This window comes from Blautia sp. SC05B48, from assembly GCF_005848555.1.
Lineage (GTDB): Bacteria > Bacillota > Clostridia > Lachnospirales > Lachnospiraceae > Blautia_A.
This window is the reverse complement of sequence record NZ_CP040518.1, coordinates 2,769,038-2,789,476: the sequence shown is the minus strand read 5'-3', so window position 1 is coordinate 2,789,476 and position 20,439 is coordinate 2,769,038. Positions and strand designations below refer to the sequence as shown.

The following is a 20,439-nucleotide window of genomic DNA, read 5'->3' as shown; positions in this document are numbered from 1 at the left end:
CATCGGATATAAAATTTTCGTTAAGAACAGAAATTTAACACAGATTTTATGTTTTTGTGCTATAATCCTGTCTTTGACAGTTGCTAAACAAAAAAATCGCTGTACCTCTTGAATTTACTGGGGTTCGGCGATTTTTTGTGCCGTTTTGGAATATAGTATTTTATTCCCGGCCTTTGCTTTTTTTCTGAATGTTTTTCATTTGCCTTTTGGTGATAAATTTATAATCCGTTCCAAAACCGCAAACTGTGTGCAATGCATCGGTTAGCTTGTCTCGTGTGTAAAGTGGAATAAAACCCTGGTCTTGTTTCAAAATCAGTTTTCATTATACGGAAACATTCCTCGATTTCCCAACGACCTTCGCTGACTTTTAAGATATCTTTTACGTCATCGTCTAAGAGGTCTGTAGTTACTGCATACATCCCATCATATAAGGCTTCCTGTTCGATCTTTTCTGTGTCCAGATAATTGTAGATCTTTGCAGTTTCTCCATCTTCAGTTACTGCGACTTTCCCTATGAATCGAGCAGGATCATTCGGATTTCCACGTTCCTTCTTTATCGTACCAGCGCTCCTTAAATCCCTCGCAATTATGAAACTGCACCTCACTTATTAGATAGTATACCATACTGTCTAACAAATGAGGTTCAGTTCCTCTTTCTTAATACTTATTCAAATCAATATTTCCCATTTTCCATATCTTTTTCCGTTCACTCTACGGATATATTCCTTTTTCTGCAAGGACTCCATAATTCGTTTTACGGTGCTGAGCGATTTTCCGGTCTCAGCAACAAGATCCTTCTGCTTAATTGACGGATTCTTGTAAATCAACTCCAAGAACGCCAGCTCATCTAAAGTACATTCCAAAGTGTCAAATTGAGACTTTGGAGCTTTTGGAGTGACACTTTGGGAATTATCATCCACATATCCCACGTGCATATATCTGTTTTTCAGTTCATGTTCCGTTCCCAAAATTAAATTGCTGAAGAACATTTCCAAAAACTTTGTTGTGGCATGAACATTGTTTTGCAGATCGTTATAATTTGCTCTTACCAAAGCGTTGCGGAAATACCAAGAGTTCTTCTCAAAAGCATCGTTGTTTACTTTGAACCCGAATGTTTTCATGTACTTAATTATAAAAACAGCCGTAGCTCTGGTGTTGCCTTCACAGAACGGATGAATCTGCCAGATATCCGAAGCAAACTTGGCAAGATGTTTTACGCAACGCTCTACGGATAAGCCTTCATAAGAATACTGTTTCTCCGTTGCAAAATCATAATCAAGCGTGTCTTTGATACTGTTCCACGCTGCGTAGGTTACGGTATCGCCTTTTAATATCCATTCCTTTTTTGTAATATTATACTGGCGAATCTGACCGGCATGGGTAAACACGCCCTCAAACAGTCTGCGATGAATCGTCAGCCATTCAGCCGGAGAAAACTGAAATGCTTTCTCGCCCAACAGCTTCGCTATCCTTGCGGACACAATATCCGCTTCCTTGGTATTGTTCTCAACTTCTGTACGATCAGTACACTGCTCATAATAGCTCTGAATGCGTTTCTGTGCTTCATCAATACTGATTTTTCCCTCGATATGTTCCTTGGCAGTATCTAACAGATACGCAGAGGTCTTCAAACCATCTACCGCCTGCAAGCCGATTGCAGTCTGCCACGCTTCACTCTTTTCGATTTGACCAGGCTCGCCTTGTTTGATATATTCTTCAAGTTCAAATTGCCAGTTCTTTTCTGCCGACATAGCTGCACCTCACTTCTTGCTTAATACCCAATCCTAAAATAATCCAAATACGCTTTATACTTGTCCTGTGCGTTCAGGCAGGTATCGGTCAGATAGCCTTTTTCGTTATCCCATTCCTTCAATCCACGGTAATAGAACATCTTCAGATTGTCCTCAATGATGAACGGAACGATATTGTATTTCAGGCACTCCTTAAACATGATCAACCTGCCCACACGGCCGTTGCCGTCCTGGAACGGATGAATCCGCTCAAACTTCACATGGAAGTCTAGAATATCCTCAAATGTCTTTTCTTCCTTAGTGCTATATTCCGTCAGCAGGGCCTTCATTTTATCGGCAACTTCTTCCGGAAGAGCGGTATCCATGCCGCCGACTTCATTCGGAAGTTTTTTATAATCGCCAACAGCAAACCAATCTTTTCTGGAATCGCTGGTGCTGTTCTTCAAAACCAAGTGAAGCTCTTTGATAAACTTTTCCGTCAGAGCTGCTTTTGCATGATCAATGATCATATCAATGCAGCGGAAATGATTTGCTGTTCCAATCACATCATCCACGTTCAGCACTTCTTTTTCTACACCGATGGTGTTGGTTTCAAAGATATATCTGGTCTGATCGTGGGTCAGTCGGCTTCCTTCTATATGGTTGGAATTGTATGTCAAATCAATCTGTGTTTTGTGGTAGATCCCGCCGGAGTATTTACTTGCCTTTTGATCTTGCAGGATATCCAATAGAGTAATCGGTTCTTCTTTTCTTTTGTTGGTACGCTCCGGTTTTTCAGCATTTTCGGGAATATTCCAAGTCTTTCCGGTAAGAAACGCACCGTTCACACGCCCCTGAGCACAATAATTTCTGACACTGCGCTCGGACACATCCCACTTTTTCGCTATTTCAGCAACTGAAAGATATCGCATCTATGATCCTCCACCATAAAATCCATCAAAATACTACGTTAATCTATTACATAGTATACCATATCATCGGCAAAAATATCAATAGGTTCAGGTTTAATTATTATACTTTTTGCCGACACAGGAAATACACCTTCTGGATGCAGAAAGGGGCTATCCTGAAAACGTAGTTCAGCGATAACCTATAAACAAGCATTCTAAATCAGCTCCTCTCTCCGGCTTATCTTTTCCCTGTTTTTCTCAGATGATTCTCTTATTGATTTCCAAGCGTTCATGAATCAATGGTTTATTCTCTTTTCCTGCCATTGCCTGCTTCTGCTGTTCCGATTTTCTATCTGCTCTTCCTGCATCCTTAACCACTACATTTGTTTCGGTGCTTGTTCCCCACTCATCTGCTCTTCCTTTATTTCTTTCTTCTATCTGCTGTTCTCTTCTCTCCTTCACACCTTTTTCTTCCAGGTTACAAAAGCTCTGCAGATACGGAAGCACATGATTCTGCATGTCTGTCAGATCTTCCATATACTTTTGGAACTCTTCACTTCCTTTGCCTTTCTGGTAATTGATCCAATACTCATCTGTAAGCTTCATTTCATTGTCATACTGCAACTGACTTACAATACCGCCATATCCATTTCCAATATCCATTGACTTCTTGAAATGATGCAGCTTCTGTTCACCTTTTTCCGCATAATATACAGTCACATATATCTTTGCGATTTTCGCAGGTTCGTTAGTCTCGATATCACTTGGCAGATAAGTCAGTACATCACAATTAATTCTCGTATGCAGATAACCCGATGCCGACGGAATCAACAATCAAATACTTATAATCATTCCCGATGCTTTTTCTCCTGCTCAAATAGCCTATATTATTTTTATAAAACTTCGGATAAGCTAGTGCAAAACTGCCGCAGATAGCAACATAAATCCAACAATAGATAACATCGTATATACTGAGATCGCAGATGAATAAAATTCCTTTTTCTCTGTTTCTTCAATATACAACGGCAGCACAAATGGCGGCGGCAGAATCATCATAATAACTGCCGAGATCAAGGTCAGCTGCTCCGAAAAAATGCCACCCAGCGCATGGAACAAAGAAAATACAACTACAGCCATGAGCACCTGTTGTACCAGACGCAAAACAATTCAGCCTCATATCCTGTCAGTGTAAAGGGAAAATAGACATCCTTTTCTTTTACAAGTTTACAAAGCAGCCTTCTTTACCTGTTTCTCAGCATTCCACTGCTACTTTAATCACGCCATCTCTCTTATTTTCGAACAATTCATATGCCTCTTTAATCCTATTTAACGGATATGTATGCGTAATCAGCGGTTCCGTGTTGATCTTACCTTCTGATATCAGCTTCAGAGTTTCTTCGCAATCGCAGCCATCCACTCCACCTGTTTTAAAAGTGAGATTTTTACCATACATATCTGGGAGTGGCAACATCTGTGCTTTATCGTAAAGCGCAACCACTGTCACGATTGCATTTGGTCGGGCACATTCCCACGCCAGTTTAAATGTCGATTCTGCTCCGGCAACTTCAAGGACTGCATCAGCTCCACCATGCTCACTATTAGTCTTAACAAACTCTTTACAGTCTTCCGGTGAAACAGTAAGAGTCTCCGGATAATGCTCCTTAATAAAGCGAATACGTGTTTCGTCCTTTTCACATATAATGATCTTCGCTGGATTTTTCAGCATAACACTAAGTAAAGTACATATTCCTGTTGGACCGGCTCCAATGATCAGTACAGTATCTTCCTCTGTGATTTCAGAAATACGTGCTGCCCAATAACCAGTAGCAAGAACATCTCCTACCAGTAAAGCCTGTCTGTCCGTAACACCTTCCGGGATTTTATTCAATCCCTGATCTGCAAAAGGAACCCGGACATATTCTGCCTGTCCCCCATCGATACGACAGCCAAGTGCCCAGCCACCATTCTTGTCGGTACAATTGTTTACATATCCTTTCTTACAGAAAAAACACTCTCCGCAAAAAGTTTCTACATTTACAGTCACCCGGTCTCCCGGTTTTACATGCGTCACCTTAGAACCGACTGCCTCAACAATACCTACCATCTCATGGCCAACTGTAATTCCCGGGACTGCACGCGGTACACTTCCGTGTTTAATATGCAGGTCACTGGAACAGATGCTGGCCAGTGTCACCTTTACAATGGCATCTCGTTCATGCATGAGCACTGGTTTCGGTTTTTCCATTAGTTCAAATTTTCCCTTTGAAACATATGTATAAGTCAGCATTATTTTGCCCCCATCTATTAGAATATATGCTAATAAAATATCCGGTACGGAACACTTCTGTTCTTATACCGGATATTTCTGATTCTATCTTGTATACACTGTTTTACCTCTTGCTATTACCTCAACAAGCTGCAGGTCCTGATCCAGGATACAAAGATCCGCATCATAGCCCTCTTCAATCTTTCCTTTTCCATTAAGGCGAAGGATTTCTGCCGGATTGGATGTTATTGTTGAAAGTGCAATTTCCAGCGGGATATCCGCTTTAAACACACACTCTTTTACTTCCTTCAGAAGGCAGCTGGACTGTCCAACACCCATTCCAAGGAATTCGCCATCACTGCTGTACATCGGAAGGCTTCCCTGTCCATCAGAAGAAATTGTCATGCGGTCAGGATTTACTCCTGCATCTAACATCCGTTTGATACCATTACATACACGTACCTCATCACAGATAGTTTCCCAATAGTCAATATCTTCATTTCCGGTAAAATCTACTGCTCCGCCCTTCAGCGCATATTCAACTGACTTACAGAAAAGCATCTCATTTCGATTGATATGTGTTGGCAGTATTTGAGAAGTCGGTATCTCTGTCTCATCTACCACTCGTTCAATAAGATCTAAGCATCTCGGACTGTCACCAAGATGAACATTTACAATGCCAGCTTTCCCGGAAAGAACACCACCAAGTCTTGTATCCGCAACGACACGTGCAAATTCCTCAAAAGTCGGCTGTGAAGACCGATGATCAGAAATCGCGATTTCTCCAGTTCCAATGATTTCCTGAATCATCATGATATCTTTCACAATACTGTCAGTCAACGTACGAACCGGAATATGATAACTGCCTGTATAACAGTATGCAGACATTCCCTGCTCATTCAATCCTTTTGTCTTTGCAACCAATGCACATATATCACGACCGATTCCATCTGTTCCAAGGCAGCCAACAACTGTTGTTACTCCAAACTTCGTAAGTCCTTCCATAGTTGCTTCCGGAGTACGATTGGCGAATCCACCTTCGCCACCGCCTCCTAGTACATGAACATGACTATCAATGAATCCCGGAGTTAAAAGTAACCCCTCTCCATTGATCATTTCTGACTCCGCAAGAAATCCATCTGCAGATATAGAACCTGAATCTTTAATCTTAACAATCTTATCATTGATTATAAGTACGTCTTTTTTCCCCAGATGCTGTGGAGCATAAACATCAATATTCTGAATTAATTTCATCATAAATCACTCCAAATTATACAATGCATGTTTTAGAATCCAATTCCAACTGCAATAAGAACTGTAATAATTGCACCAATCATTAAGACGCCAAGGAATTTCCACATGAATTTAATCCAGTTAGACCACTCAATCTTTGCAATTGCAAGAGATCCGATCAGACATCCAGATGTAGGAACAATCAGGTTTGTAAATGCATCACCAAGCTGGAATGCAACTACAGCTGTCTGTCGTGAAACACCTAACAGGTCTGACAGTGGAGCCATAATCGGCATTGTGATCGCAGCCTGTCCTGTTCCGGATACAACAAAGAAGTTGAATACAGACTGGAACAGATACATAAGTACTGCTGCAACTGCTCCGGAAACTCCAGACAATGCATTTGAAATATTATACATAATTGTATTGATAACTGTAGGTGTTGTCGGATCAGATCCACCAAGAACCTGCATGATACCCTGTGCCATAGCAACAACAAGTGCAGCACCAATCAGATCTTTTGCTCCATCTTTGAATGATATTGCGATATCATTCAGTTTCATATCATTCAGTTTAAAGATAACTCCGATCACACCGGAAACAATTCCCATAATAAAGAACTGTGTAGCAATCTCTGGCATGTAGTATCCTTGAATCATAACGCCCCAAACTACCCATACTACTGTAGCAGCCAGTGTCAGAAGAACTAAAATGTGTCCAAGACCAAATGAATGTCCTTCGTCAATTCCTGTTTTTTCATTCTGCTCACGGAAATATGAATCGGTCTTATATGCGATTGAGATTGTCGGAGTCTTTTTGATCTTTGATGCATAGAACATAGTCATTCCACAGCCGAGTGCTGTAAATACTACCCACATTACCATACGGAATCCTGCTCCGGAGAATACGTCAATACCTGCAATACCCTGTGCGATACCTACGGAGAATGGATTCATCCAGGATGAACCAAAACCAATCTGTGTTGCAACATAAGTAACAAGAACTGCGATAACTGAATCATATCCAACTGCTACAAACAACGGACAAAGAATCATAGTAAACGGAAGCGCTTCTTCTCCCATCCCGAAAACTGCTCCACCAAGAGAAAACAGTACGAAAAGTACCGGAATCAGTAGTTTTTCTGCTCCCTTTGACTTACGGATCAATCCGATCAATCCAGATTCAATCGCACCTGTACGGATCATGATACCGAATGCACCACCTACTACCATAAGAAATGCAATAATCTCGATTGCAGAACTATTTACGATTCCGTTATACATATAGTTGAAAAATCCTGTTCCACCATCTCCACTAAAGAGTGCTACTCCTTCTGTTACTACATTTCCCGTATCATCTGTCAGATACTGGAAACTTCCGTCTTTGATTACCGTACGGGTTTTCTCAACACCATTGATCATATATGAAATATCCTGTGTTTCGTAAAATCCCTTTGGTACAAGAAATGTCATAAGTGCTGCGACAACAACTACTAAAAAGATGATAATGTAGGTATCAGGCACTTGGAACCCCTTGTTAAAAGACTTTAACCCTTTTCCTTCGTTTTTGCTCATTTTTGAATCTCCCTCCCATTTTTGATATACTATATCAGTGTACCACAAAATGCTTAAAATCCAACTAAAACTTTACATATTTTATCAAATTTATTTGTTTTATAAGAACCTGTCAAATTATCTTAACCAAATGCAGATCCACACCTTTTTGAAACATGAAATAACCCCAGTATTTCCTGTATTTATAACACCAATAGCCACATCATGTCAGATTTTCAAAAAAACTGTTCTTATTTCCTGCAGCGTCCAAGTCTGCCTTTAAAATCTTCATACCCAAAATCAGTAAGACGTTCCATGGTTTTATCGCCATGTCTCAGCCATATATCAGGCAAAGGCATTCCATTAAAGGTATTGTTCTTGCAGGTTGTATAAATGGCCATATCACCAAACATGAGGATATCTCCGTACTTCAACGGCTCTGAAAAGCTGTAATCTCCTATGATATCTCCTGACAGGCAGGTTGGTCCTCCGAGCCGGATTGTGACTGCATTTTCTCCCGGTTCATCTGCTCCAAGAAGAGGAGGACGATAAGGCATTTCCAGAACATCCGGCATATGACACGCAGCACTTCCATCCAAAATTGCAAGCCGGATATCACCATTTTGCAGCACATCCAGAACAGTTGTCAAAAAAAATCCTGCATTTAAGGCCCATGCCTCTCCGGGCTCCAGATAAACATCTACCTTCCATTCTTCCTTTGCTGCTCTAATGCACTTCTCAAGCTGTGCAATATCATAGCCTGGTCTTGTAATATGATGTCCACCTCCCAGGTTCAGCCATTTCATCTGAGAAATCAGATCTCCGAATTTCGTCTTTACTGCTGTAAGAGTAGTTTCCAGATCAGAAGAGTCCTGCTCACAAAGGGTGTGAAAATGAATACCATCCAATAATCCGATCAGCTCCGGATGCTTTCTCACAGCAGTCTCCCATTGTGCTCTTGTGGTACCCATGCGGCTGCCTGGGGCACAGGGATCATAAATAGCATGTCCCTCCTGGGTAGAGCATTCCGGATTGATCCGAAGCCCTGCATTTTTCCCGGCCTCCTTCACTCTTTTTCCAAAGCGAAGAAGCTGAGAAGGAGAGTTAAACACTATATGATCTGCAAAGCTAAGCAGCTCCTCAAATTCATCCTCACGATATCCGGCGCAAAATACATGTACCTCTTTTCCAGGCATCTCCTGGGCACCAAGCCTGGCTTCGTACAGTCCGCTTGCTTCTGTTCCCGTCAGATAAGGTTCCAAAAGATGATAGCAGTCATAATTACTGAAAGCCTTCTGTGCCAGGAGCATTTTGCAGCCTGTTCTTTTGGCAATATTCCCCATTAATTCTGCATTTTTTATAAGCGCCGCTTCGTCGAGAACATAACAAGGTGTTTTGATCTTCCGCAGCTCCGGCGGAATAATTCCGCCGGACGCTGCAAAGGGTGGTCTTGTATCTGTTCTTTCCATTAATCCACCAGCTCCGGATCATGATTTTCGCTGCGTGGAAGTCCATATTTGTCAAGTGCTTCCAGGAACGGATCCGGGTCAAATTCTTCTACTGTGTACACTCCCGGGCGGATCCATTTTCCGGTAAGCATCATTAATGCTCCGCACATAGCCGGAACGCCTGTCGTATAGCTGATTGCCTGACTTCCAACCTCTTTATAACATTCCTGGTGGTCACAAACATTGTAAATATAATAGGTTTTCTCTTTTCCATCCTTTACCCCGGTGAAAATGCAGCCAATATTAGTTTTTCCCTTAGTCCGTGGACCCAGGCTGGCCGGATCCGGGAGAAGAGCCTTCAAAAACTGGATAGGAACGATTTCCTGTCCATTATAGTTGATCGGAGTAGTAGAAAGCATTCCCACATCCTCCAGACAGCGCATGTGATCCAGATAGCTCTGTCCGAAGGTCATAAAGAAACGAATTCTCTTTACACCCGGAATTGTCTGGGCAAGGGACTCGATCTCCTCGTGATGCAGAAGATACATATCTTTATCGCCGACCTGATCAAAATCATATTCCCGCTTGATCGCCATCGGAGGGATTTCCACCCAGTGTCCATTCTCCCAGTAGCTTCCGGGCGCACTTACCTCACGAAGATTGATTTCCGGATTAAAGTTGGTTGCAAATGCATATCCGTGGTCTCCTCCATTGCAGTCCAGAATATCAATGGTATCGATCTGGTCAAACTCATGCTTTAATGCATATGCACAATATGCCTGGGTAACACCCGGGTCAAAGCCGCAGCCAAGAAGTGCTGTAAGTCCTGCCTCTTCAAATTTCTTCCGGTATGCCCACTGCCAGGAATAATCAAAATATGCGGAAAATCCCGCTTCCTTGCAGCGTTTTTCGTAAATAGCACGCCATTTGGGATCATCCGTATCCTCCGGCTCATAGTTTGCCGTATCCATATAGTTTACACCACATGCCAGACATGCATCCATGATGGTCAGATCCTGGTACGGAAGCGCAATGTTCATTACCAGATCCGGTTTGTAACTATTGATCAGCTGGATCAGCTGGTTTACATCATCCGCATCCACCTTTGCGGTGGTAATAACTGTTTTTGTTTTTCCTTCCAGTTTCCGGGCAAGTGCATCACATTTTTCTTTTGTCCTGCTAGCTATACACAGTTCTGTAAATACAGTATCTGCCTGACAACACTTCTGAATTGCTACACTGGCTACTCCGCCGCAGCCGATTACAAGTACTCTGCTCATGTTTTTTGTCTCCTTTTTTATACTCAATTTTCGTAACTGTTTTTATTTTGCCACCGCCAGCAGCAGTTCCCTGACCACCTTACATGCTGTAGCTGTGGAAACACCGCTTGGATCCAGCATAGGTGCCAGCTCATTAACATCTGCTCCCACAATATTTAATTCTGATACCTTCCGGATAGCAGCGAGCAATTCAAGGAAGCTTACGCCTCCTGCCTCCGGTGTACCGGTTCCCGGAAATACAGATGGATCCAGACAGTCCAGATCAATGGTAAAATATACCGGAACCTGCTTCCTGGCCAATTCCTGTACGGTTTCTTCCAGGCCTTCAAAGGTAAAGGGATGAAAATCTGTATGCTCTTTTGCAAACCGGAATTCTTCTCTTTCCCCGCTTCGGATACAAAACTGATGTATCCGCCCATCTCCCAGAATATCATAGCATCTGCGGATAACACACGCATGACTTAAATGGGCACCAAGATAATCGTCTCTTAAATCTGCGTGCGCATCAAAATGAATAATATGAAGTCCCGGATATCTCCCGGCGACAGCTCTCACAGCAGCCAGTGTCACCAGATGCTCTCCCCCCAGAAGCAACGGCATTTTTCCCTCTTTCAGGATTTCCTCTGCACGATCCTGTATATCAGCAAGCGCCTTTTCACTGCTACCGAAGCAAAGTTCCAGATCTCCACTGTCAAATACCCGGATATCCATAAGGTCACGATCCTGATAAGGGCTGTAGGTTTCCAGTCCAAAGCTTTCATGACGAATGGCAGAAGGACCGAACCTGGCTCCCGGACGAAAGCTTGTGGTCGAATCAAAGGGAGCTCCGTAAAGAACAATTTCTGCTTCCTCAAAGCTGCTGTCACAACCGATAAAATTTTCAATATTTGGTAAGATCATAAATCAGTCCTCCACCTCCTGAAGCATTTCCTCCAGAAAAGCCGGAAGATAAAATGCACCTTTGTGAAGCCTTGTAGTATAGTAACGGGTGCGAAGATTCAGTGAATTCCATGCCTTCGAATCCAGGTCATCCACAGGATGATATTTTTTACTTGCAAAGCCAAACAGCCAGTAGCCGGCAGCAAAGGTAGGAATATGAGCCTGGTAAACACGGCTGATCTGGAAAGTACTGGCAATTCTTTTGTGACTGCGCTGCATGGCATGCGCATCCTCGGAATAAAAAGGACTTCCCTGCTGATTAACCATGATTCCATCCGCCTTCAGCGCATTATAGCAGTTTCCGTAAAATTCACGGGTAAATAATCCCTCCGATGGGCCAAAGGGATCCGAGGAATCTACAATAATAAGATCATATTTATTTTCGCAGCGGCGTATATATTTCAACGCATTTTCATAATGAAGGTGCACTCTCCTGTCATCCAGCCTGCAGGCATTTCCCGGAAGATATGCGCGACAGGCTTCTACTACCATAGGATCCATCTCTACCAGATCAATATGGCTGACACGGTCATACCTGGTCAGTTCACGTACAACTCCGCCGTCTCCTGCTCCGATCACAAGAATATCTTTGGCTTCTTTGTGAATAGCCATAGGTACATGAGTGATCATTTCGTCATAAATAAATTCGTCACGCTCTGTGAGCATTACATTACCGTCCAGTGTGAGCACCCTGCCAAATTCCGGTGTCTCAAAAATATCAATTCTCTGATAGTCACTCTGCTTTGAATAAAGCTGACGGTTTACCCGGATACTATGCTTCACATCCGGTGTATGAAATTCCGAAAACCACATTTCCATTTTCTTTACCTCCCTGCCAGTACGTTTAAACGCAATATATCCGGATCTTCAGGGCCTGTCATATTGCATCCTTTTGCCTTGGCATATTCAATATAATCCAGGATTTCCGGAGTGATTCGTTCCCCCGGAGCCAAAATCGGGATTCCCGGAGGATAACACATTACAAACTCGCTGCATACTTTGCCTTCGGTTTCTCTGAGAGGAAGGCTGCATTTTTCTGCATAAAAAGCTTCCTGAGGACTTGTCACTACCTGAGGATCGATATATTCCTGATCCAGCAATCCTGATTTATCCTTCTGGAATCGCCTGCGGATCTCCGCAAGAGCACTTACCAGCCGCTCTATTTCCTGGGCACGATCTCCGATCGACAGATAAGCCAAAATATTTCCAATATCACCAAATTCGATTTGAATATCATATTCATCTCTCAGTATATCGTAAACCTCGATTCCTGCAAGTCCGATATCCAGGGTATGTACACTTAATTTCGTAATGTCAAAATCAAAAACCGAATCTCCATTCACCAGCTCTTTTCCAAATGCATAATAGCCGCCAATAGCATTGATCTCTTCCCTTGCATACTCTGCCATATCTGCTACCTGATGAAAAATCTGGCGTCCTCGCTGTGCAAGATTCCGGCGCGAAATGTCAAGACTTGACATCAGAAGATAGCTGCCTGAAGTAGTCTGAGTCAGATTGATGATCTGACGGACATAACCGGCATGAACACCTGGTCCTGTAAGAAGAAGGCTGGACTGGGTCAGGCTTCCGCCACTTTTATGCATGGATACAGACGCCATATCTGCACCGGCTGCCATTGCCGAAACCGGCAGACCTCCGCCAAAATAAAAATGGGTTCCATGTGCCTCATCTGCCAGACACAGCATTCCTGCTTCATGAGCCATGCGTACAATTGCGCGAAGATCACTGCAGATTCCATAATAGGTGGGATTGTTCACCAGCACAGCCACCGCATTTGGGTGCTCCTTAATTGCCTTTGCCACCTGTTCACGTCGCATTCCAAGAGAAATCCCAAGTCTCTGATCCACCTCCGGATTCACATAGACCGGGATTGCTCCGCACAGAACCAGCGCATTCAGCACACTTCTGTGGACATTTCGGGGAAGAATGATCTCATCTCCCCTCTTACAGGCAGTTAGCACCATAGTCTGCACTGAGCTTGTAGTTCCTCCAACCATAAGAAATGCATGCGCTGCTCCAAAGGCATCTGCTGCCAGCTCTTCCGCCTCCCGGATCACAGATACGGGATGACAGAGATTATCAAGCGGCTTCATGCTGTTTACATCCACACCTACACATTTTTGTCCCAGAAATTCAGTAAGCTCCGGATTTCCTCTTCCTCTTTTATGTCCCGGCACATCGAAAGGTACTACTCTCATACGCAGGAATTTTTCCAGAGCTTCATGAATTGGAGCATGATTCTGGTCCAGTTTAAAACGACTTCTGTTCATTGCTTCTCCATTTCCAGTTCCTTTATCCGCACAAAAAAAGCAGGCCGATACAAAACCGTAAACCTGCTTAGATCATTCTTCCTGATTTTATTTTCATCGCATATAAATATGAGAATCCCCATATTTACATGAGATCAGAATCCGGATGATATATGTCAGAGTCTATATAGCAATCATACTTTTACTACTCTTATTGACCGTTTCACAAGTCTGCGCAACATGCGCATGACGGTTATCAAAGGAACCAACTTATAAAATTTGAGCTTCTAACTCAATCAATAAGGCAACCAAAGTTACCATCAGCGGCAGTGGACCCGGCTGTCCGTATGGCCTTGACCCCAAAATGGAGTGGTCCAAAATAATTGCTTTGAAAAGACTCTTTCTTGTCCTTCAAAATCTACATAAGCATAGCATATCTGAAAATTCATGTCAACTATCAAAATCGTTTAAATACTTATAGTATGGACCATTTATAATAATGTCAGAAGGATATTCTTTTCTTGAATCCCTTATATTTTCATGCTAATATATATAATTAGGTCAAAAACTACAAAATACAAAATGGAGGAAATATGAATCAAAAAAGTACATCTGCTCCCATAGCAGAAAACAAAATGGGGACCATGCCCGTAGGAAGGCTTGTACTAAACATGTCTCTGCCAATGATGATCTCCATGCTGGTGCAGGCATTGTACAATATTGTAGACAGTGTTTTCGTTGCCATGCTTTCCGAAAATGCTCTGACGGCAGTTTCCATGGCTTTTCCACTGCAGACACTTCTGATCGCAGTAGGTGCAGGTACCGGTGTGGGTATGAACGCACTGCTTTCCAAATCCCTTGGAGAAAAGAATTTTGAAAAAGCTGATCGGACAGCCAGCAATGCTGCTTTCCTGTATGGCTTAAGCTATCTGGTTTTCCTGATCCTTGGATTTACAGTAGTAAAACCATTTTATGCCAGCCAGGTACATAACGCAGACCCTGAGATCCTTAAATTTGGGATTGAATATCTGAGCACAGTTATGATATTCTCCTTTGGTCTGCTTGGACAGTTTTTCTTTGAACGTCTGCTCACATCCACAGGAAAAACCATATTCAGCATGACTTCTCAGCTGTGCGGTGCCATCACCAACATCATCCTTGACCCGATCCTGATCTTTGGTCTGTTCGGTGCTCCGAAAATGGGTGTTACCGGAGCTGCTGTAGCTACTGTGATCGGACAGTGTGTAGCCTGCATCGTTGCCGGAATCTGCAACCATAAATTTAATCATGAAGTCCGGCTCAGCTTCAGGGGCTTCCGTCCTGACCTTAAGATCATCGGCCATATTTATGCAGTAGGTATTCCATCGATCATCATGCAGTCCATCAGTTCTATCATGACCTACTGCATGAATCTGATCCTGGTACAGTTCACAGTCACTGCAACTGCAGTATTTGGTGTTTACTTCAAATTACAGAGTTTTTTCTTCATGCCTGTATTTGGACTTAACAACGGCATTACACCGATCATTGCCTATAATTATGGTGCACGCCACAGAAAGCGTATGCTTAAAACTGTCAAAGTCAGCATGTTCATCGCATTCTGTTTTACATTCATTGGTTTTCTTGCCTTTGAATTTATTCCGAAAACACTGCTGGGGCTGTTCAGTGCTTCCGAAGATATGCTTACCATCGGAATCCCTGCACTTCGTATCATAGGAATCCACTATCTGATCGCATGGTTCTGTATCATTGCGGGAACTGTATTCCAGGCACTCGGAAAAGCTGTATTCAGTATGATCGTATCTATCATGCGTCAGCTGTTTGTCCTGGTACCTGCTGCTTATATCCTTGCTTCCATCGGCGGACTTCACGCAGTATGGTGGTCTTTCCCCATTGCGGAGATCATTTCTCTGATCGTGTCCGTAGCTTTCCTGGTTGTCATAAACAGAACGATCATCCAAAAAATTCCGGAAGCATAAGGATATCAAAGCTTCCCATTCCAATTTATACAAAAAAATGACAGAAGATTTCCTTTTTTCTCTTCAGGATATCTTCTGTCTTTTTTATTGTTATTTATAGATCCGGTAGCCATCCCTTCCGGAGCGTTTTACCTGATAAAGGGCAAAATCTGCTTTTTGATACAGTTCCATAAAGGTATCTCCATCCTGTGGTGCAAAAGCAATTCCTGCACTAAAAGTAAATGTATGCTCTCCCATGCCTTCCATACGGATCTCCCTGAGCTTTTCATGAAGTTTTTTTATTCTGCTCTCCATATTTTTCCGGGAACCGATATTACAGAGCAGGATCACAAACTCATCCCCGCCGATACGCCCGATCACATCCTGTTCCCGGAACTGCTCTTTAAGAAAACCTCCCAGCATCTTTAATACATTATCTCCCATGACATGTCCGTAAACATCATTCACTTCTTTAAAATGATCCATATCCAGGATCAAAAAGCCATGAAAGCCTTCCGGAGCTTTTTCTCTCAGAATAGCATCGATCACCTTCTGCGTATTCTCTCTGTTATAAACGCCTGTAAGCGCATCCTTCTGGGCAGAACGTACCAATTCCGCTTTCTCCTGATTATTTCTTACAACAATATACAGGAGCAGGAGCAGCACCAGAATACAGAAGCTTCCCATAAATAGGATTTCATAACCAGAAATGAATTCATAAGCCTGCTGTGCACTTTTTACAGGAATTGCATAACAGATCATCCAGTCGTTGTATCCAAGAGGCATATATGCCAGATACCGGTCTGCTTCTTTTCTCTCTTTGAGGCTAAGCTTCACCAGACCACTTTCGCCAACTTTAAAATCTTCCTGAACATCCTGAAGAGCATGCTTTCCTTTAAGATTTTTTTCTCCGTAATATTTAAAAAGATTGATTCCATATGTGATCTCCGTACCAGACGCCGAACCACTGTCAAAGGCAATGATCTCTCCATCACTTGTAGCCAGAAGACTGTTTCCCGCTCCATCAAAAAGATCATTAAAAAGCATATGGCTCAGCGCTGTAACATTACAGGATCCGCCCAACACACCGATCACTTTATGGTCTTTGTATACCGGCACACCTAAAACCACCCGCACCTTATGGTCCACACTGCTTTCCAGGGGATCGCTGATGGTCTGCTCTCCACTGATAGCCTCCTGAAAATATCTGCGATGAGAAACATTCTTGGTTACTCCATTGTCGTAGTATGCATCTCCATTCTTATCAATAAGAGCAGCCCTCTCCAGGTCTGTCTTTTCATAAATAGATATCAGTCGTTCTTTATTTTCTTCTGAAAAAAGTTCTTCTGATCTTCCCATTGCAGAGGCAATCTCATTCAGATATTGATAATTAATATCCAGTATCGTCCGCAAATGTTCACTTTGTCTCTGCACATTTATCTTCAATGTATTCTGAGAATTCACCTGTACAGCCCTCTGCACACACTCGAAAAAAATAAGAATCCCTGCTATAACCGCCAAGATAAAAACGCCGGTTGCCATAACATAATTTTTTAATTCAAAGTGATTCTTTTTCATACGTTTTCTCCTGATCTAACCTTTTTTGTCCTGCATTTTTATTTTACCATGATTTTTGTTTTTTCTCTATAACAAAAAATCTGCAGATTCCAATCATAAGATTGAAAAATGCAGATTTTTTACAACGATATCTGATTATTATGCCTTATTATGCCGCCTTCCGCAACTCACGTCCGGCTTATATTGCTGCAATAAGAACAACGTTATTTATTTTTCTTTGTGTTTACGATCAGCGGAACAATTTCTCCTTTTTTTACATCCACCAGTCCCTTATCAGTCAGCTTCAGTGCCGGGCTTACCGGTAATCCAAGTGTTGCCACTGACATGATCGGATTATTATGCACATATCCCAGATCTGTAAGGCTTTTTCTTACCGCCTTCAATGCAAGGCCATTCTCCCTGATTGATTTTTCGGATAAAAGCCCACATACCGGAAGTGCAAGTTCAGAAAGGATCCTTCCATCTTTTACTGTCAGAAATCCCCCCTGCAGTTCCCGGATCCTATTTACAGCAAATAACATATCATCCGGAGAGCTTCCTGCCACAAAGAGATTATGATGATCATGAAAATATGTTGTTGCCACAGTTCCCTTTTTCAAGCAGGAGCCTGTAAGAAATCCATAGCCGATATTTCCGTTCTTCCCATGACGTTCCACCACCATAGCCAGAAGACATCCGCTGTTTTCCCAGCAGATCTTTCCAGCTTTCACCGGCATTTCCACCAGTTTTTCAGTAGTATGGGTACGATCCGGATTGATCTCTATCACACGAACCGTTGCATATCCTTCCTGAAAAGGAGCATTCACCTGAAAATCCTTCAGAAAAATCTCCGGAAGCTGTACACTCCGGTAAAAATCTGCCGGAAATTCATATGTGGAAGCAGACAGCGGCAACTGCGGTTCATCCTTTGCATAAATCGGAACACCATTTTTGAATACAGCTTCCGGTTTAAGAACGGACGGATCTTTAAGCAGCATAAAGTCCGCAAGTTTTCCCGGTGCGATAGCTCCTCTGTCATAAAAATGCATCCGCTGACATGGTGTATATGTGGCACAGTAGATTGCCTGTTCCATCGGAAATCCCATATCGATCGCTTTCTGTACCACTGCATTCAGCGGTCCCTGCTCATACAAAACATCTGCCATAGTATCATCTGTTACAAAGGAACAATACTCGTAGAGCTGGTTCTGACAGATATATTCCAGGATTTCCGGTTTCAGCATTTTATCCTGGATCTCAAAAAACATTCCGTTTTCGATCCGCTGCTTTACTTCCTCAAGAGTATGTTCTGTATGATCACCATTAATACCCAGATAAAGAAACTTTGCAAGATCCAGATCCAGTAATGACGGACAGTGTCCCTCGATCACATATCCCGGATGGTCTTTTTTCAGATATTCCAGAAACCGGCTGATCTCCAAATCATTTTCCCGGATGATCTGCCGGTAATTCATGATTTCGCCTACACATACCACATCTTTTTCTTCCAGCAGATGCTTCATTGCACTGCAGTCAATGATCCCGCCTGTTGTTTCCAGCTTTTCACTGGTTGACGGAACGCTGCTTGGAATCCCGTAAAAAATATCGATAGGTGCATTCTTTGCCGCAGAGATCATTTCCAGAATCCCTCGGATCCCTTTGACATTGGCCATTTCGTGAGGCTCTGAAACCACCGTCGTCACACCATTTTCTCCTGCACATTTTCCAAAAAAAGCCGGTGTGGCCATAGAACTCTCAATATGCATGTGAATATCTGTCAGTCCTGGAATCATGTATGATCCCTTTGCATCAATCACATTGTCAGTCTGAAGATCCGTATCCTGTTTTCTGTCTATGTAATAAAATTTTCCATCTTTCACCGCAACATTGGCAGATATGAATTTCTTAAGATAGGAATTAAATACCTTTGCGTTTTTGATCAGCAGATGAACCTGCTCCATACCATTTCACCATCCTTAGATAATTGAATAAAAATACAACAGACAGACTGCTACCAGTACATACATGACCGGTTCAACCTTTTTGATCTTTCCTGCTGCGATTTTCATAACGAGATAAGCCGGAAGCGCCACGCAGATACCATTTGCGATATTATTTGCAAAAATCGTAAAGGTTACACATAAAAATGCCGGAATATACTCTGTAATATCCGAATAATCAATATTTCTCATAGCACCAAGCATATTGATGCCGATATAGATCAGCACCGGACCGGTTGCCGCAGATGGGATCACAAGAGCCAGTGGTGCCAGAAACAGCGAAAGTCCGAAGAAAATGCTTGTAAAAATAACCGTAAGTCCCGTTTTTCCTCCTGCTTCTACGCCTGCAGATGACTCCAGATAAGTAGTAAGACTCGGCATTCCAAACAATGCTCCAAAGCTTGTTGCAATCGCATCTACCTTAAAGCATTTATCAATACCCGGAAGATTTCCATCCTTATCCAGATAGCCTGCCTTTGCTCCCACTCCCAGAACTGTTCCGAATGTAGAAAAGAAATCCGGTACAAACAGAGCGATCAGAAATGGAATATAAGCAAAATTCAGCGCTCCCATAAAATCAACTTTCAGGAACTGATGGCCGATACCTGCCGGAAATGCAAAAATGGATTCCGGAGCATGTGTAACACCGAAAGGAATTCCTGCCAGAGTGGTCAGCAGGATCGCAAGAATCATACCACCCGGAATATTTCGTACCTTGATTACCAGAAGAATCAGAAATCCGATCACTGCTACGATCACAGATGGAGATGCAAGATCTCCAAAGGAAAGACAGTTTTTTGCATCATTTGCCACGATCAGTCCACAGTTTTTTGCACCAAGAAGTGCGATAAACAGACCAATACCGGCACTAACCGCTTGTTTCAGGCTTACCGGGATCACACGTACCACGGCTTCTCTCAGACCAAAGAATGAAATTATGATAAAAAGAACACCACTCCAGAATATCACACCTGCTGCGATCGGCATACTTACGCCTTCATTGGTAATCATAGACGCAATAATTCCAACGCTTCCAAGTCCTGGAGCCAGAGCAAACGGTCGATTGGTAACCAATGCCATTGCACAGCTGGTCACAATGATCAGAATGATCATAGCTGTCAGAGTCGTGTGTTTATCATAACCGGCGCCTGCCAGAATATTTGGGATCGTAGCAAGCACATACGCCATAGTTACAAAAGTTGTCAGTCCTGCCAGAAGTTCTGTTTTTATATTTGTATTGAACTCAGACAGTCTGAACTGTTTTTCCAGCCAGTTTTTCATTTATTTTTTCCCC

At 42.7% G+C, this 20,439-nt stretch carries 15 protein-coding genes and 2 pseudogenes; 1 reads left to right on the top strand and 16 read right to left on the bottom strand.

All coding sequences use genetic code 11. The annotated features are described in order from the left end of the window. Positions 1 to 160: 160 nt before the first annotated feature. The 13 genes and pseudogenes from EYS05_RS18095 to EYS05_RS12795 form a co-directional block, all read right to left on the bottom strand. A pseudogene (locus EYS05_RS18095) lies at positions 161 to 584 on the bottom strand (IS1634 family transposase); the annotation flags it as partial. Between the two features lie 84 nt (positions 585 to 668). Further along, positions 669 to 1,751, bottom strand: coding sequence for a Fic family protein (locus tag EYS05_RS12845; RefSeq protein ID WP_138277323.1), 1,083 nt, complete (start codon positions 1,749 to 1,751; stop codon positions 669 to 671). Positions 1,752 to 1,771: 20 nt separating this feature from the next. Then, positions 1,772 to 2,662, bottom strand: a complete 891-nt coding sequence (locus EYS05_RS12840) for a Fic family protein (protein ID WP_138277322.1) — start codon at positions 2,660 to 2,662, stop codon at positions 1,772 to 1,774. 217 nt (positions 2,663 to 2,879) lie between these two features. After that, positions 2,880 to 3,397, bottom strand: a pseudogene (locus EYS05_RS17380) (LPD25 domain-containing protein); the annotation flags it as partial. Between the two features lie 156 nt (positions 3,398 to 3,553). Further along, a complete protein-coding gene (locus EYS05_RS12835) occupies positions 3,554 to 3,778 on the bottom strand; it encodes a hypothetical protein (RefSeq protein WP_138277321.1) in 225 nt (74 codons plus the stop codon). A 115-nt stretch (positions 3,779 to 3,893) separates the two neighbouring features. Further along, positions 3,894 to 4,928 carry an alcohol dehydrogenase gene (locus tag EYS05_RS12830; protein ID WP_138277320.1) on the bottom strand — a complete coding sequence of 345 codons (1,035 nt, stop codon included), beginning with the start codon at positions 4,926 to 4,928 and terminating at the stop codon, positions 3,894 to 3,896. 84 nt (positions 4,929 to 5,012) lie between these two features. After that, positions 5,013 to 6,161, bottom strand: coding sequence for a beta-aspartyl-peptidase (gene iadA, locus EYS05_RS12825; RefSeq protein WP_138277732.1), 1,149 nt, complete (start codon positions 6,159 to 6,161; stop codon positions 5,013 to 5,015). Between the two features lie 32 nt (positions 6,162 to 6,193). Next, entirely contained in the window at positions 6,194 to 7,714 is a 1,521-nt protein-coding gene (gene yfcC, locus EYS05_RS12820; RefSeq protein WP_118513288.1) for a putative basic amino acid antiporter YfcC, read from the bottom strand. Positions 7,715 to 7,944: 230 nt separating this feature from the next. Then, positions 7,945 to 9,162 (bottom strand): carboxynorspermidine decarboxylase, encoded by a 1,218-nt coding sequence (locus EYS05_RS12815; RefSeq protein ID WP_138277319.1) that lies wholly within the window; start codon positions 9,160 to 9,162, stop codon positions 7,945 to 7,947. Continuing rightward, positions 9,162 to 10,421, bottom strand: coding sequence for a saccharopine dehydrogenase family protein (locus tag EYS05_RS12810; RefSeq protein WP_022426348.1), 1,260 nt, complete (start codon positions 10,419 to 10,421; stop codon positions 9,162 to 9,164). The genes EYS05_RS12815 and EYS05_RS12810 overlap by 1 nt, the downstream gene beginning before the upstream one ends. Before the next feature lie 42 nt (positions 10,422 to 10,463). Beyond that, entirely contained in the window at positions 10,464 to 11,321 is an 858-nt protein-coding gene (gene speB, locus EYS05_RS12805; protein ID WP_015524486.1) for an agmatinase, read from the bottom strand. 3 nt (positions 11,322 to 11,324) lie between these two features. After that, entirely contained in the window at positions 11,325 to 12,179 is an 855-nt protein-coding gene (speE, locus tag EYS05_RS12800) for a polyamine aminopropyltransferase (protein WP_015524485.1), read from the bottom strand. 5 nt (positions 12,180 to 12,184) lie between these two features. Further along, positions 12,185 to 13,651: an aminotransferase class I/II-fold pyridoxal phosphate-dependent enzyme gene (locus EYS05_RS12795; protein WP_015524484.1), complete on the bottom strand. Its 1,467-nt coding sequence runs from the start codon at positions 13,649 to 13,651 to the stop codon at positions 12,185 to 12,187. A gap of 572 nt (positions 13,652 to 14,223) precedes the next feature. Between EYS05_RS12795 and EYS05_RS12790 the strand changes: the two genes are divergently transcribed. Continuing rightward, positions 14,224 to 15,609, top strand: coding sequence for an MATE family efflux transporter (locus tag EYS05_RS12790; RefSeq protein ID WP_092070385.1), 1,386 nt, complete (start codon positions 14,224 to 14,226; stop codon positions 15,607 to 15,609). Between the two features lie 90 nt (positions 15,610 to 15,699). On the opposite strand, the gene EYS05_RS12785 is transcribed toward EYS05_RS12790, so the two are convergent. The 3 genes from EYS05_RS12785 to EYS05_RS12775 all read right to left on the bottom strand — a co-directional run bounded on the left by EYS05_RS12785 (position 15,700) and on the right by EYS05_RS12775 (position 20,426). Beyond that, entirely contained in the window at positions 15,700 to 17,166 is a 1,467-nt protein-coding gene (locus EYS05_RS12785) for a sensor domain-containing diguanylate cyclase (RefSeq protein WP_138277318.1), read from the bottom strand. 203 nt (positions 17,167 to 17,369) lie between these two features. Further along, positions 17,370 to 19,106 (bottom strand): adenine deaminase C-terminal domain-containing protein, encoded by a 1,737-nt coding sequence (locus tag EYS05_RS12780; RefSeq protein WP_092070388.1) that lies wholly within the window; start codon positions 19,104 to 19,106, stop codon positions 17,370 to 17,372. A 15-nt stretch (positions 19,107 to 19,121) separates the two neighbouring features. After that, complete coding sequence (locus tag EYS05_RS12775; RefSeq protein ID WP_021650670.1) at positions 19,122 to 20,426, bottom strand: NCS2 family permease; 1,305 nt, start codon at positions 20,424 to 20,426, stop codon at positions 19,122 to 19,124. Between the last annotated feature and the right edge of the window lie 13 nt (positions 20,427 to 20,439).

Excerpts from the sequence above, each read along its gene's own strand:
- speB (WP_015524486.1), bottom strand. The coding sequence starts at position 11,321 with ATGATCTTACCAAATATTGAAAATTTTATCGGTTGTGACAGCAGCTTT.
- EYS05_RS12775 (WP_021650670.1), bottom strand. The coding sequence starts at position 20,426 with ATGAAAAACTGGCTGGAAAAACAGTTCAGACTGTCTGAGTTCAATACA.
- EYS05_RS12810 (WP_022426348.1), bottom strand. The coding sequence starts at position 10,421 with ATGAGCAGAGTACTTGTAATCGGCTGCGGCGGAGTAGCCAGTGTAGCA.
- iadA (WP_138277732.1), bottom strand. The coding sequence starts at position 6,161 with ATGAAATTAATTCAGAATATTGATGTTTATGCTCCACAGCATCTGGGG.
- speE (WP_015524485.1), bottom strand. The coding sequence starts at position 12,179 with ATGGAAATGTGGTTTTCGGAATTTCATACACCGGATGTGAAGCATAGT.
- EYS05_RS12780 (WP_092070388.1), bottom strand. The coding sequence starts at position 19,106 with ATGGAGCAGGTTCATCTGCTGATCAAAAACGCAAAGGTATTTAATTCC.
- EYS05_RS12815 (WP_138277319.1), bottom strand. The coding sequence starts at position 9,162 with ATGGAAAGAACAGATACAAGACCACCCTTTGCAGCGTCCGGCGGAATT.
- EYS05_RS12845 (WP_138277323.1), bottom strand. The coding sequence starts at position 1,751 with ATGTCGGCAGAAAAGAACTGGCAATTTGAACTTGAAGAATATATCAAA.
- EYS05_RS12785 (WP_138277318.1), bottom strand. The coding sequence starts at position 17,166 with ATGAAAAAGAATCACTTTGAATTAAAAAATTATGTTATGGCAACCGGC.
- yfcC (WP_118513288.1), bottom strand. The coding sequence starts at position 7,714 with ATGAGCAAAAACGAAGGAAAAGGGTTAAAGTCTTTTAACAAGGGGTTC.
- EYS05_RS12840 (WP_138277322.1), bottom strand. The coding sequence starts at position 2,662 with ATGCGATATCTTTCAGTTGCTGAAATAGCGAAAAAGTGGGATGTGTCC.
- EYS05_RS12790 (WP_092070385.1), top strand. The coding sequence starts at position 14,224 with ATGAATCAAAAAAGTACATCTGCTCCCATAGCAGAAAACAAAATGGGG.
- EYS05_RS12830 (WP_138277320.1), bottom strand. The coding sequence starts at position 4,928 with ATGCTGACTTATACATATGTTTCAAAGGGAAAATTTGAACTAATGGAA.
- EYS05_RS12795 (WP_015524484.1), bottom strand. The coding sequence starts at position 13,651 with ATGAACAGAAGTCGTTTTAAACTGGACCAGAATCATGCTCCAATTCAT.
- EYS05_RS12835 (WP_138277321.1), bottom strand. The coding sequence starts at position 3,778 with ATGGCTGTAGTTGTATTTTCTTTGTTCCATGCGCTGGGTGGCATTTTT.